The 11795-nt window shown below is 56.2% G+C and carries 12 protein-coding genes; 8 read left to right on the forward strand and 4 right to left on the reverse strand.

The features are described 5' to 3' along the window. The first annotated feature begins 127 nt into the window (after positions 1–127). On the forward strand, positions 128–487 hold the full coding sequence (locus tag FY206_RS01405; RefSeq protein ID WP_032644677.1) for a DUF2500 domain-containing protein: 360 nt from the start codon (positions 128–130) through the stop codon (positions 485–487). A 93-nt stretch (positions 488–580) separates the two neighbouring features. Here the strand turns inward: FY206_RS01405 and FY206_RS01410 are convergent, their stop codons facing one another. Further along, on the reverse strand, positions 581–862 hold the full coding sequence (locus FY206_RS01410; RefSeq protein ID WP_010436509.1) for a DUF1145 family protein: 282 nt from the start codon (positions 860–862) through the stop codon (positions 581–583). Further along, on the reverse strand, positions 846–1448 hold the full coding sequence (gene rsmD / locus FY206_RS01415) for a 16S rRNA (guanine(966)-N(2))-methyltransferase (RefSeq protein ID WP_032644678.1): 603 nt from the start codon (positions 1446–1448) through the stop codon (positions 846–848). The genes FY206_RS01410 and rsmD overlap by 17 nt, the downstream gene beginning before the upstream one ends. Before the next feature lie 127 nt (positions 1449–1575). Here rsmD and ftsY point away from each other — a divergent pair, with 127 nt between their 5' ends. The 6 genes from ftsY to livJ all read left to right on the forward strand — a co-directional run bounded on the left by ftsY (position 1576) and on the right by livJ (position 8561). After that, positions 1576–3036: a signal recognition particle-docking protein FtsY gene (gene ftsY, locus FY206_RS01420; RefSeq protein ID WP_032644679.1), complete on the forward strand. Its 1461-nt coding sequence runs from the start codon at positions 1576–1578 to the stop codon at positions 3034–3036. 2 nt (positions 3037–3038) lie between these two features. Continuing rightward, positions 3039–3704, forward strand: a complete 666-nt coding sequence (gene ftsE, locus FY206_RS01425) for a cell division ATP-binding protein FtsE (protein ID WP_025758973.1) — start codon at positions 3039–3041, stop codon at positions 3702–3704. Next, entirely contained in the window at positions 3697–4752 is a 1056-nt protein-coding gene (ftsX, locus tag FY206_RS01430) for a permease-like cell division protein FtsX (protein ID WP_023326488.1), read from the forward strand. Before ftsE ends, ftsX begins: the two co-directional genes overlap by 8 nt. 251 nt (positions 4753–5003) lie before the next feature. Then, on the forward strand, positions 5004–5861 hold the full coding sequence (gene rpoH, locus FY206_RS01435) for an RNA polymerase sigma factor RpoH (RefSeq protein WP_028015143.1): 858 nt from the start codon (positions 5004–5006) through the stop codon (positions 5859–5861). A gap of 136 nt (positions 5862–5997) precedes the next feature. Continuing rightward, complete coding sequence (locus tag FY206_RS01440) at positions 5998–7263, forward strand: 4-aminobutyrate--2-oxoglutarate transaminase (protein WP_032644681.1); 1266 nt, start codon at positions 5998–6000, stop codon at positions 7261–7263. Positions 7264–7460: 197 nt separating this feature from the next. Further along, positions 7461–8561, forward strand: coding sequence for a branched chain amino acid ABC transporter substrate-binding protein LivJ (gene livJ / locus FY206_RS01445; protein ID WP_143349551.1), 1101 nt, complete (start codon positions 7461–7463; stop codon positions 8559–8561). 101 nt (positions 8562–8662) lie between these two features. Here livJ and FY206_RS01450 read toward each other — a convergent pair whose 3' ends face one another. Beyond that, positions 8663–9598 carry an IS110 family RNA-guided transposase gene (locus tag FY206_RS01450; RefSeq protein ID WP_032644683.1) on the reverse strand — a complete coding sequence of 312 codons (936 nt, stop codon included), beginning with the start codon at positions 9596–9598 and terminating at the stop codon, positions 8663–8665. A gap of 266 nt (positions 9599–9864) precedes the next feature. Continuing rightward, the gene (panM, locus tag FY206_RS01455; protein WP_032644684.1) at positions 9865–10248 is read right to left on the reverse strand and encodes an aspartate 1-decarboxylase autocleavage activator PanM; all 384 of its coding nucleotides are present in this window, start codon (positions 10246–10248) and stop codon (positions 9865–9867) included. A 424-nt stretch (positions 10249–10672) separates the two neighbouring features. On the opposite strand from panM, the gene livK reads away from it, so the two are divergent. Beyond that, complete coding sequence (gene livK / locus FY206_RS01465) at positions 10673–11782, forward strand: high-affinity branched-chain amino acid ABC transporter substrate-binding protein LivK (RefSeq protein WP_032644686.1); 1110 nt, start codon at positions 10673–10675, stop codon at positions 11780–11782. The last annotated feature ends 13 nt before the right edge of the window (positions 11783–11795 follow it).

Here is an 11795-nt window from a genome sequence, read left to right on the forward strand (position 1 = left end):
TTAACTCCCTGTATCTGTTAAGGCTGAATTCTCAGTTTCTGATTCAGTGTAGTGACGCGTGCGGGCGTTTGGCAATGGCGGGGAAGGCAGGTATCCTGAATTCCGCAAAATCTGATGGGATTGTCGAATGAGCAAGATGCCGCTGTTTTTCATTATCGTGGTGGCGATTATCGTCATTGCCGCCTCGTTCCGTTTCGTGCAGCAGCGCCGCGAAAAGGCGGATAACGATGCCGCACCGCTGGTGCAAAAGCGCGCGGTGGTGACGAACAAACGCGAAAAACCGCTCAATGACCGCCGATCGCGCCAGCAGCAGGTGACGCCCGCGGGCGCAGCAATGCGCTATGAGGCGAGCTTTAAGCCGGAAACGGGCGGCATGGAGATGACCTTCCGCCTGGAGGCGCAGCAGTACCACCAGCTGACGGTGGGGGAGAAAGGGACGCTGAGCTACAAAGGGTCGCGGTTTGAAGGGTTTGAAGCGGAGCAGTAGTTTCCCCTCACCCTAACCCTCTCCCCAAAGGGGCGAGGGGACGATTACACCCTCTCCCCTTTGGGGAGAGGGCCGGGGTGAGGGGCATAGACCTTACTTCTTCACCTGCGCCTTAAATTTCTTCATCCACACCAGCAGCTCAAACACGCCGAAAATAAACACGCGCAGCTGCTGCCAGCCGGTCATCTGTGGGCCGTCTTTCGGCAGGCCGTTTTTCAACATCACCATCTGCAGGGCGTGCATGAACGAGGTGAAAATCAGCGCCACGTTAACGAAAATGTTCATCGGGCGCGGGAACGGGTGCACCAGATTCAGAATCAGGAACGCCCAGACGCCCAGCATCAGTAAACGTCCCAGGTTAATCAGTACCGGCATCGGAGCCTCCTTGTGCCTGACGGTGATACAGACGATAAGCAACCTGACCGGCGACCTTTTCGCGGTGCAGATCCCAGTGAGCGGGAACCGGCGGTAAACCGTTTTCCACCTCGCTTTCCACGTAAATCAATGCGTCATCCGCCAGCCAGCCGTTTTGCTCCAGCAGGGATAACGTCTCTTCCAGCAGCCCCTTGCGGAACGGCGGATCGACAAACACCACGTTATGCGGCGTGCCCTTTTGCGCGAGGAAGCTCAGCGTGTTGGTATTCACGACTTTCGCGTTGCTCGCCTTCAGCGTCGCCAGATTTTGCTGCAGCGTCTGCGCCACGCCGCGCTCCATCTCCAGCAGCGTCGCGCTGGTGGCATAGCGCGACAGCGCTTCCAGTCCGAGCGCGCCGCTTCCGGCGAAGCAGTCCAGACAGTGTGCGTCTACCATTGACGGGGCCAGCCAGTTAAACAGCGTCTCGCGCACGCGGTCGGTGGTTGGGCGTAAACCGGGGCTGTCCGGGACCGGTAATTTCCGGCCTCGCCACTGACCGCCGATAATACGAATTTGACCGGCCGGGGCGCGGTTGGGTTTCTTCATCTCAGGAAAGCTCTGTTAACAATTGGCCTGCGATTGCGGGCGGTGATGTCAATTAAGTAAAGTGTTAGACTATTTCATCATTTTTTTAGCTTCCATGTATATAGCGCCGCGAGGAGTGTAGTCGCAGATGGCAAAACAAAAAAAACGTGGCTTCTTTTCCTGGCTGGGCTTCGGTGAAAAAGAGCAAGAAACAGAACAGAAAACCGAAGAGCAACAAGCCGTTGAAGAGCAGTCACAGCCTGAAACGCCTGTAGAAACCGCCGCGGTAGTCGACGCGGAAGAAACGGCGCACAGTAAAGAAGAGATTGAATCGTTTGCTGAAGAGGTGGTTGAAGTCACGGAGCAGGTTCAGGAGAGCGAGAAGCCAGAACCGGTTGTCGTTGAAGACATTGCCGACGCGCCGCAGGCCGTTATTGAACACGAAGAGCTGCCGCTGCCGGAAGAGGTGAAAGCCGAAGCGGTGTCTGCCGAAGAGTGGCAGGCCGAAGCGGAAACCGTTGAAATCATTGAGGCGGTGGAAGAAGAGGCTGCGCTTGAGCCAGAGCTGACCGACGAAGAGCTGGAAGCCCAGGCGCTGGCGGCGGAAGCCGCGGAAGAAGCGGTCATCGTCGTGCCGGTGGAAGAAGAACCGGAAGAAGAGAGCGTTCAGGAGCAGGAAAAACCGACCAAAGAAGGTTTCTTCGCGCGCCTGAAGCGCAGCCTGCTGAAAACCAAAGAAAACTTAGGTTCCGGATTTATCAGCCTGTTCCGCGGCAAGAAGATCGACGACGATCTCTTTGAAGAACTGGAAGAACAGCTGCTGATTGCGGACGTCGGCGTGGACACCACCCGTAAGATCATCGCCAACCTGACAGAAGGAGCGAGCCGCAAACAGCTGCGCGACGCCGAAGCGCTGTACGGCCTGCTGAAAGACGAGATGGGTGAAATTCTCGCAAAAGTTGACGAACCGCTTAATATTGAAGGCAAAACGCCATTTGTTATTTTGATGGTCGGCGTGAACGGCGTGGGTAAAACCACCACCATCGGCAAGCTGGCGCGTCAGTTCGAGCAGCAGGGTAAATCGGTGATGCTGGCGGCGGGGGATACCTTCCGCGCGGCGGCGGTTGAGCAGCTGCAGGTGTGGGGCCAGCGTAACAACATCCCGGTGATTGCCCAGCATACCGGCGCGGATTCCGCATCCGTGATCTTCGACGCCATCCAGGCGGCGAAGGCGCGCAACGTGGACGTGCTGATTGCCGATACCGCAGGGCGTTTGCAGAACAAATCGCACCTGATGGAAGAGCTGAAGAAAATCGTTCGCGTCATGAAGAAGCTGGACGAAGACGCACCGCATGAAATTATGCTGACTATCGACGCCAGCACCGGACAGAACGCCATCAGCCAGGCGAAGCTGTTCCATGAAGCGGTAGGACTGACGGGGATCGCGCTGACCAAACTGGACGGCACCGCGAAAGGCGGGGTGATCTTCTCCGTGGCCGACCAGTTCGGCATTCCTATCCGCTACATCGGTGTGGGCGAGCGTATTGAGGATTTACGTCCGTTTAAGGCGGACGACTTTATTGAGGCATTATTTGCCCGAGAGGACTAACAATGATTCGCTTTGAACACGTCAGCAAGGCCTATCTCGGTGGGAGACAAGCGCTGCAGGGGGTCACTTTCCACCTGCAGCCGGGCGAGATGGCATTCCTGACCGGCCATTCCGGCGCGGGGAAAAGTACCCTGCTCAAGCTTATCTGTGGGATCGAGCGGCCAAGCGCCGGGAAAATCTTTTTCGGCGGCCATGAGATCAGCCGCCTGAAAAACCGCGAAGTGCCGTTCCTGCGTCGTCAGATCGGCATGATTTTCCAGGATCACCACCTGCTGATGGATCGCACCGTTTTCGATAACGTGGCCATTCCGCTGATTATTGCCGGTGCCAGCTATGACGATATCCGCCGCCGCGTCTCTGCGGCGCTGGATAAGGTTGGGCTGCTGGACAAAGCGAAGAACTTCCCGATCCAGCTCTCCGGCGGTGAACAGCAGCGCGTGGGCATCGCCCGCGCGGTGGTGAACAAGCCTGCCGTGCTGCTGGCGGATGAACCAACCGGTAACCTGGACGATGCCCTGTCTGAAGGGATTTTGCGTCTGTTTGAGGAGTTTAACCGCGTGGGGGTTACCGTATTGATGGCAACGCACGACATCGGGCTCATTTCCCGTCGTTCGTACCGCATGCTGACCCTGAGCGACGGTCATTTGCACGGAGGCCACGGTGAATAAGCGTGATGCAATAAACCAGATTCGGCAGTTCGGGAACCGGTTTGACCGTTTCCGCAAGCCGCAGGGCGGTGGTGACGGCAATCGTAATGCGCCGAAGCGCCAGAAGGCCGCGCCAAAACCGGCCTCCCGCAAAACCAACGTGTTTAACGAGCAGGTGCGCTACGCGTTCCACGGCGCGCTGCAGGACCTGAAAAGCAAACCGCTGGCGACGTTCCTGACGGTGATGGTGATTGCCATCTCCCTGACGCTGCCAAGCGTCTGCTATATGGTCTATAAAAACGTCAACCAGGCGGCCTCACAGTATTATCCGTCCCCGCAGATCACGGTCTATCTCGATAAAGCGCTCGACGATAACGCCGCGGCGCAGGTGGTTGGGCAAATTCAGGCCGAGCAGGGCGTGGAGAAGGTCAACTATCTCTCCCGTGAAGACGCGCTGGGCGAGTTCCGCAACTGGTCTGGCTTTGGCGGCGCGCTGGACATGCTCGAAGAGAACCCGCTGCCCGCCGTGGCGGTGGTGATCCCGAAACTGGATTTCCAGGGGACCGATTCGCTTAACACCCTGCGCGATCGTATCACGCGCATTAAGGGCATTGATGAAGTGCGCATGGACGACAGCTGGTTTGCGCGCCTTGCTGCGCTGACCGGACTGGTAGGACGCGTCGCGGCAATGATTGGCGTGCTGATGGTGGCGGCGGTCTTCCTCGTCATCGGTAACAGCGTGCGCCTGAGCATCTTTGCCCGTCGCGATACCATCAACGTGCAGAAACTGATTGGCGCGACGGATGGCTTCATCCTCCGACCGTTCCTTTACGGCGGCGCACTGCTCGGTTTTTCCGGCGCATTTCTTTCACTGATATTGTCAGAAATTTTGGTGATGCGGCTTTCATCTGCCGTGACGGAAGTGGCGCAGGTTTTCGGAACCAAGTTTGATATCAGTGGCTTAGGGTTCGACGAATGCCTGTTACTGCTGCTGGTGTGTTCGATGATTGGGTGGGTGGCAGCCTGGCTGGCAACCGTTCAACATTTACGTCACTTTACTCCCGACTAATAAAAGCGTGATATAATCTTTCCCTGCACCGAGATGTTCGCTCTGCAGGGAAAGCGTCCCTGTTGTCTCTTCCCCTGTTATCATCTCCATGTCACAATTTGTGCGTAATTTATTCACCGTTGCACCTGGAACTTGTGGATAAAATCACTGTCTGATAAAAGAGTGAATGCTAATCTCGTTGCTCAAACGCTTTGGCATGGTTGTTGCCTGACGGGGACAGCCTGGACCAGAAGAAACATTGAGAGGAATGAATGACCAAAGAAATGCAAACTTTAGCTTTAGCCCCTGTTGGTAACCTGGAATCTTACATCCGGGCTGCGAACACCTGGCCGATGTTAACGGCCGAGGAAGAAAAGGAGCTTGCTGAAAAGCTGCATTACCAGGGCGATCTGGAAGCAGCGAAAAAGCTGATCCTGTCTCACCTGCGCTTTGTTGTTCACATTGCTCGTAATTACGCGGGCTATGGCCTGCCGCAGGCGGACTTGATTCAGGAAGGTAACATCGGCCTGATGAAGGCTGTGCGTCGCTTTAACCCGGAAGTGGGTGTGCGACTCGTCTCCTTCGCCGTACACTGGATCAAAGCAGAAATTCATGAATACGTGCTGCGCAACTGGCGTATCGTGAAGGTCGCCACGACAAAAGCGCAACGCAAACTGTTCTTCAACCTGCGTAAAACCAAGCAGCGTCTGGGCTGGTTCAATCAGGATGAAGTGGAAATGGTGGCGCGCGAGCTGGGCGTATCCAGCAAAGACGTGCGTGAGATGGAATCCCGTATGGCCGCGCAGGACATGACCTTTGATATGTCCTCCGACGACGACGCATCCGACAGCCAGCCGATGGCACCGGTTCTGTATCTGCAGGATAAAACCTCTAACTTTGCCGACGGCATTGAAGAGGATAACTGGGAAGATCAGGCCGCGAACAAGCTGACCCATGCGATGGAAGGCCTCGACGAACGTAGCCAGGATATTATCCGCGCCCGCTGGCTGGACGAAGACAACAAGTCCACGCTGCAGGAGCTGGCCGACCGCTACGGCGTCTCTGCGGAACGTGTGCGTCAGCTTGAAAAGAACGCCATGAAAAAACTTCGCGCCGCTATCGAAGCGTAATTTCTGCGAAGTGCACCGATAACCCCTGGATGAGAGTCCGGGGGTTTTGTTTTTTTAGCGCCCGCTCTGGCGAATTCCCTCCCCCTGGCAAACACTTACTGATGCGCTAAGCAGGCGACATTCTCAGGGGGACAGGGTGAAAAACAACGAACTCAACGACCGGCGTTTACAGGCGACGCCGCGCGGCATTGGCGTAATGTGTAACTTCTATGCCGATAAAGCCGAAAACGCCACGGTGTGGGACGTCGAGGGGAACGAGTATATCGACTTCGCCGCGGGGATCGCGGTACTGAATACCGGGCATCGCCATCCTAAAGTTATTTCCGCCATCGAAAAACAACTCCACGCCTTTACCCATACGGCCTACCAGATTGTCCCGTACGAAGGCTATGTCTCGCTTGCCGAACGCATCAACGCACGCGTGCCAATTGACGGCCCGGCGAAAACGGCGTTCTTTTCAACGGGGGCAGAAGCGGTTGAAAACGCCGTCAAAATTGCCCGCGCGTATACCCACCGTCCCGGCCTTATCACCTTCGGCGGCGCGTTCCACGGCCGCACCTTTATGACCATGGCGCTAACCGGCAAGGTTGCGCCGTACAAGATTGGCTTCGGCCCGTTCCCCGGCTCGGTCTATCACGCGCAGTATCCGAACGATCTGCACGGCGTCAGCACGGCGGAAGCGCTAAAAAGCCTGGAGCGCATCTTTAAGGCGGATATTGCGCCGGACCAGGTCGCGGCCATTATTCTTGAACCGGTTCAGGGGGAGGGCGGCTTCAACATCGCGCCCGCTGATTTTATGCAGGCGCTGCGCGCCCTGTGCGACACCCACGGTATTTTGCTGATTGCCGACGAGGTGCAAAGCGGCTTCGCCCGTACCGGCAAGCTGTTCTCGATGGAGCACCACTGCGTGAAGCCCGATCTGATCACCATGGCAAAAAGCCTGGCGGGCGGGATGCCGCTCTCGGCGGTGTCGGGCCGTGCTGAGGTGATGGACGCGCCCGCGCCGGGCGGGCTGGGTGGGACCTACGCGGGGAACCCGCTGGCGATTGCCGCAGCGCATGCCGTGCTCGACGTGATTGACGAAGAGGATCTCTGCACGCGCTCGGCGCATCTTGGCCATCACCTGGTGGAGGTGCTGAACAAAGCGAAGGAAAACTGTCCGCATATCGCCGACATTCGCGCGCAGGGTTCGATGGTGGCGGTGGAGTTTAACGACCCGCAAACGGGGCAGCCTTCGCCGGAATTCACTCGCCAGGTGCAGGAGCGCGCGCTGCAGGAAGGCTTGCTTCTGCTGAGCTGCGGCGTTTACGGCAACGTCATTCGTTTCCTCTATCCGCTGACTATTCCTGAAGCGCAGTTCCGTAAAGCGCTGGACATTATCTCCGCCTCGCTGACACGTTAAAGCCACATGCCCGGCGGAAATCCCGGCCGGGCCTGGCATATATTCATTTCAAATTAGCTATTCCAAAATCATAAAAATCGGGTATGTTTTAGCAGAGTATGCTGAAAAAGCGCGAACAGCACACCTATAACTGACATAAAGCGCTGCACAACAACATCACAACAATCGTAATAACCATAATAATGGGGAATCTCAGGATGAACATGAAGGGTAAAGCGTTACTGGCAGGATGTATCGCGTTGGCATTCAGCACCATGGCGCAGGCAGACATTAAGGTGGCTGTGGTTGGCGCCATGTCCGGCCCGGTAGCGCAGTACGGCGACCAGGAGTTTACCGGCGCCGAGCAGGCGGTTGCAGACATTAATGCTAAGGGCGGTATTAAGGGCGAAAAGCTGCAGATCGTAAAATATGATGATGCCTGTGACCCGAAACAGGCGGTCGCGGTCGCGAACAAAGTGGTGAACGACGGGATCAAATACGTTATCGGCCACCTGTGCTCTTCTTCAACTCAGCCCGCGTCTGACATCTACGAAGACGAAGGTATCCTGATGATCACCCCGGCGGCGACCGCGCCGGAGCTGACCGCGCGCGGCTACAAGCTGATCCTGCGCACCACTGGTCTGGACTCTGACCAGGGCCCAACCGCGGCGAAATACATCGTCGAAAAAGTGAAGCCGAAGCGCATTGCCATCGTTCATGACAAGCAGCAGTACGGTGAAGGTCTGGCGCGTTCAGTGCAGGACAACCTCAAGAAAGCCAATGCTGACGTGGTGTTCTTCGACGGGATCACCGCCGGTGAGAAAGACTTCTCCACGCTGGTGGCGCGTCTGAAGAAAGAGAATATCGACTTCGTATACTACGGCGGCTACCACCCGGAAATGGGTCAGATCCTGCGCCAGGCGCGCGCGGCTGGCCTGAAAACCCAGTTTATGGGCCCGGAAGGCGTGGCGAACGTGTCCCTGTCTAACATTGCGGGTGAATCAGCCGAAGGCCTGCTGGTGACCAAGCCGAAGAACTACGACCAGGTCCCTGCGAACAAACCTGTCGTGGATGCCATCAAGGCGAAGAAACAGGATCCAAGCGGCGCGTTCGTCTGGACCACCTATGCGGCGCTGCAGTCTCTGCAGGCGGGCCTGAACCAGTCAGCCGATCCGGCGGAAATTGCCAAATGGCTGAAAGCAAACAAGGTGGATACCGTCATGGGGCCGCTGTCCTGGGATGAGAAGGGCGACCTGAAGGGCTTCGAGTTCGGCGTGTTTGACTGGCACGCGAACGGTACGGCGACTGACGCAAAATAAACGCAAATGGCAACCGTAAGGTTGCCATTTTAGTGTTTGCACCCTCTCCCCGTGGGAGAGGGCCGGGGTGATCAGCTGTGTTTAAAGTCAACAGCTGACGACTAAGCTGCCGCCCATTTTTTATTGTCCCGCACCATCGCATTCAGGATTGTTACCAGCTTTCTGACGCAGGCTGTCATCGCCACTTTAAAGGCTTTTCCCTTGCTTCTCAGTTTCTCAAAAAAAGCCTGTATGGTTGGGTTATAACGCACCGCTGACATTGCCGCCATGTACAGCGCTGCACGCACCGCACTTCGTCCTCCCCAGATACATCGTTTTCCTTTCATCTTTCCGCTGTCATGGGCATAAGGACACACGCCTACCAGTGCGCTGATTTTACGTCTGTTAAGTTGTCCCAGCTCCGGCAGCATCGACAGCAGAACCGCCAGCGTTGTCCGTCCTATACCCTTGACTTCTTCCAGCAGCTTCACTTTCTCCTGCCATAGCGGCATCACTTTTATCTGCTGGTCGATGTCGTCATCCGTGTCCTTTATCTCTGCGTTAAGCCAGTCAATATGCCGTTTGATACCCATCCGGATAAGCTCATCAGTGCAGGAGCCGTAGCGGTTCTGCTCCATGGTTCTGTTGTCCACCAACTGGCGGCGGCGGGATACCATCATGGCGAGACGCTGCGTCTGTTCGTCCGGAGCGGGTCTGATATCCGGTGTCATCCTGCGGCCAAACTCGCAGATGATGCGGGCATCGTTCGGGTCTGTCTTGAACAGCGTCCCGAGAGCGCGGGCGAAGTGTTTGACCTGAGCAGGGTTAACGACGGCGACAGGCAGCCCGGCAAGTTCAAGTGTGGCAGCAAGCAGGTTGTGGTAGCGCCCCGTGGCTTCCATCACGATGCGTGTAACGGTACGGGATGAAAGGGCGTCGAGGAGTAGCTGATGGCCCTGAGGGGTATTATCCAGATGAAGAAAAATCCCGTCAGGACTGATAAATACATCAAAGGTCTCTTTGGCGATATCGATGCCGACGGTGGTATGTTCAGTCATGTTCGAGTCTCCCGGCCTTGTAATATACGGGCTGGCACAGGCCGCCCAGGCAGCTGTTCGGGTTAACAGGAAAACTGATGCCACGCCATGAGCTCACCCGCGGGCTTGGAAACCCAGAGGGCTAACGGGCTGTGGCATCAGGTCAAACTCAGTGACAGTTTACCCGTCTGTTGACGGGTAACTGAAGTGACTTTAAACATACAAGGGCATCAGACCGCACAGCACCTCGTAGGCCGGGTAAGGCGCAGCCGCCACCCGGCTTTCTTTTAGCGCTTCTCCCACCCGCTCTCCTGCGCCGTAAACCCTAACGCCTGCATAAACGCCGCCATCACGCCGCGGTCTTCCACGCCCACGTCAGCCATCCACCATGAGGTTACGCTCGGGTTTTCGCGGATCGCTTCTTCAATTAAATACTGCCCCACGCCGCGACGACGGGTGACGTCACGCACGCGCAGCGAGTCCAGCGCCCCTTCCGTACCGCTCAGGGTGACGCGAACCGCAGCCAGCAGGCGCTCGTTAAAGCGCGCGGCATAAATGCGGTGAGTTTCGTCGACGCGCAGTGATGAAGGGGAATATTCCGGCCAGATCTTGCCCAGGTCGATATGATCCTGGTCGCTAAAGGTCACCAGACGCACGATAGTCAGTTTCATTAGCTACTTGTCCAAATCAAATTGAGTAGGGGGAGTGTACTCAATTTATTCACCCAGCGGCTTCCTCTTTTTATTCTCATTAACCAGGTGATTAGTTTTTTGGCAACGCGATGGGCAGTCTGAAAACACATGGATCGAAAAATAAGCAGAATTTTAACCTGAATGGTAGTGATTTATTCGGCGCTTTGTACCGTTATTTTATGCTGCAAACTCTACTTTTAGTTGTTTATCTCTGCCTGATTTCAGAATATTATCTTTGCTTAATCGCCTGAAAAATAGAGATTTTAGTCTGGTTTTTGACAAAAACCTGCGCTAAACCATTAAAGGCACTGGTAAAAATAGCGTTGTTCATTAAAAGTACAGAATGCTTTTTAACCATAATAAAACAAAATATAAACACGACATCACGAATGGGGATTCTGAGATGAAAAGGAACGCGAAAACATTTATCGCGGGAATGGTTGCACTGTCGATCTCGCATGCCGCTATGGCGGAGGACATTAAAGTTGCGGTAGTGGGCGCAATGTCCGGCCCCGTTGCCCAGTGGGGTGACATGGAGTTCAACGGCGCGCGCCAGGCCATCAAAGACATCAACGCGAAGGGCGGTATCAAGGGCGACAAGCTGGTGGGCGTGGAATATGACGACGCCTGCGATCCAAAACAGGCCGTCGCGGTCGCCAACAAAATCGTCAACGACGGTATCCAGTATGTGATCGGCCACCTGTGCTCATCCTCCACCCAGCCCGCGTCTGACATCTACGAAGACGAAGGCATCCTGATGATCACCCCGGGCGCGACCAACCCGGAGCTGACCCAGCGCGGCTACCAGCACATCATGCGTACCGCCGGTCTGGACTCCTCCCAGGGGCCTACCGCCGCCAAATACATCCTTGAAACCGTCAAGCCAAAGCGCATTGCCATCATTCATGACAAGCAGCAGTACGGCGAAGGCCTGGCGCGCTCCGTGCAGGACGGCCTGAAAAAAGGCGGCGCAAATATCGTCTTCTTCGACGGCATTACCGCCGGTGAGAAAGACTTCTCCGCGCTGATCGCCCGTCTGCAAAAAGAGAACATCGACTTCGTTTACTACGGCGGCTACTACCCGGAGATGGGCCAGATGCTGCGTCAGGCGCGCGCCACAGGCCTGAAAACCCAGTTTATGGGGCCAGAGGGCGTGGGCAATGCCTCGCTGTCGAACATCGCCGGGGATTCTGCCGAAGGCATGCTGGTGACGATGCCAAAACGCTATGACCAGGATCCGGCCAACAAGGCTATCGTGGACGCGCTCAAGGCGCAGAAGAAAGATCCGAGTGGTCCATACGTCTGGATCACCTACGCCGCCGTACAGTCTCTGGCCACCGCGCTGGAGCGTACCGGCAGCAAAGCGCCGCTGGATCTGGTGAAAGATTTAAAAGCACACGGGGCGAACACCGTGATTGGGCCGCTGAACTGGGATGAGAAAGGCGATCTGAAGGGATTTGAGTTTGGTGTCTTCAAGTGGCACGCCGACGGGTCTTCCTCGGCCGCCAAATAATTATCCCACCGCC

It is taken from the genome of Enterobacter chengduensis, from assembly GCF_001984825.2.
Classification (GTDB): domain Bacteria; phylum Pseudomonadota; class Gammaproteobacteria; order Enterobacterales; family Enterobacteriaceae; genus Enterobacter; species Enterobacter chengduensis.

Bases quoted from the DNA above. Each gene is read 5' to 3' on its own strand.
- FY206_RS01405 (WP_032644677.1), top strand. From the start codon at position 128: ATGAGCAAGATGCCGCTGTTTTTCATTATCGTGGTGGCGATTATCGTC.
- FY206_RS01410 (WP_010436509.1), bottom strand. From the start codon at position 862: ATGCCGGTACTGATTAACCTGGGACGTTTACTGATGCTGGGCGTCTGG.
- rsmD (WP_032644678.1), bottom strand. From the start codon at position 1,448: ATGAAGAAACCCAACCGCGCCCCGGCCGGTCAAATTCGTATTATCGGC.
- ftsY (WP_032644679.1), top strand. From the start codon at position 1,576: ATGGCAAAACAAAAAAAACGTGGCTTCTTTTCCTGGCTGGGCTTCGGT.
- ftsE (WP_025758973.1), top strand. From the start codon at position 3,039: ATGATTCGCTTTGAACACGTCAGCAAGGCCTATCTCGGTGGGAGACAA.
- rpoH (WP_028015143.1), top strand. From the start codon at position 5,004: ATGACCAAAGAAATGCAAACTTTAGCTTTAGCCCCTGTTGGTAACCTG.
- livJ (WP_143349551.1), top strand. From the start codon at position 7,461: ATGAACATGAAGGGTAAAGCGTTACTGGCAGGATGTATCGCGTTGGCA.
- FY206_RS01450 (WP_032644683.1), bottom strand. From the start codon at position 9,598: ATGACTGAACATACCACCGTCGGCATCGATATCGCCAAAGAGACCTTT.
- panM (WP_032644684.1), bottom strand. From the start codon at position 10,248: ATGAAACTGACTATCGTGCGTCTGGTGACCTTTAGCGACCAGGATCAT.
- livK (WP_032644686.1), top strand. From the start codon at position 10,673: ATGAAAAGGAACGCGAAAACATTTATCGCGGGAATGGTTGCACTGTCG.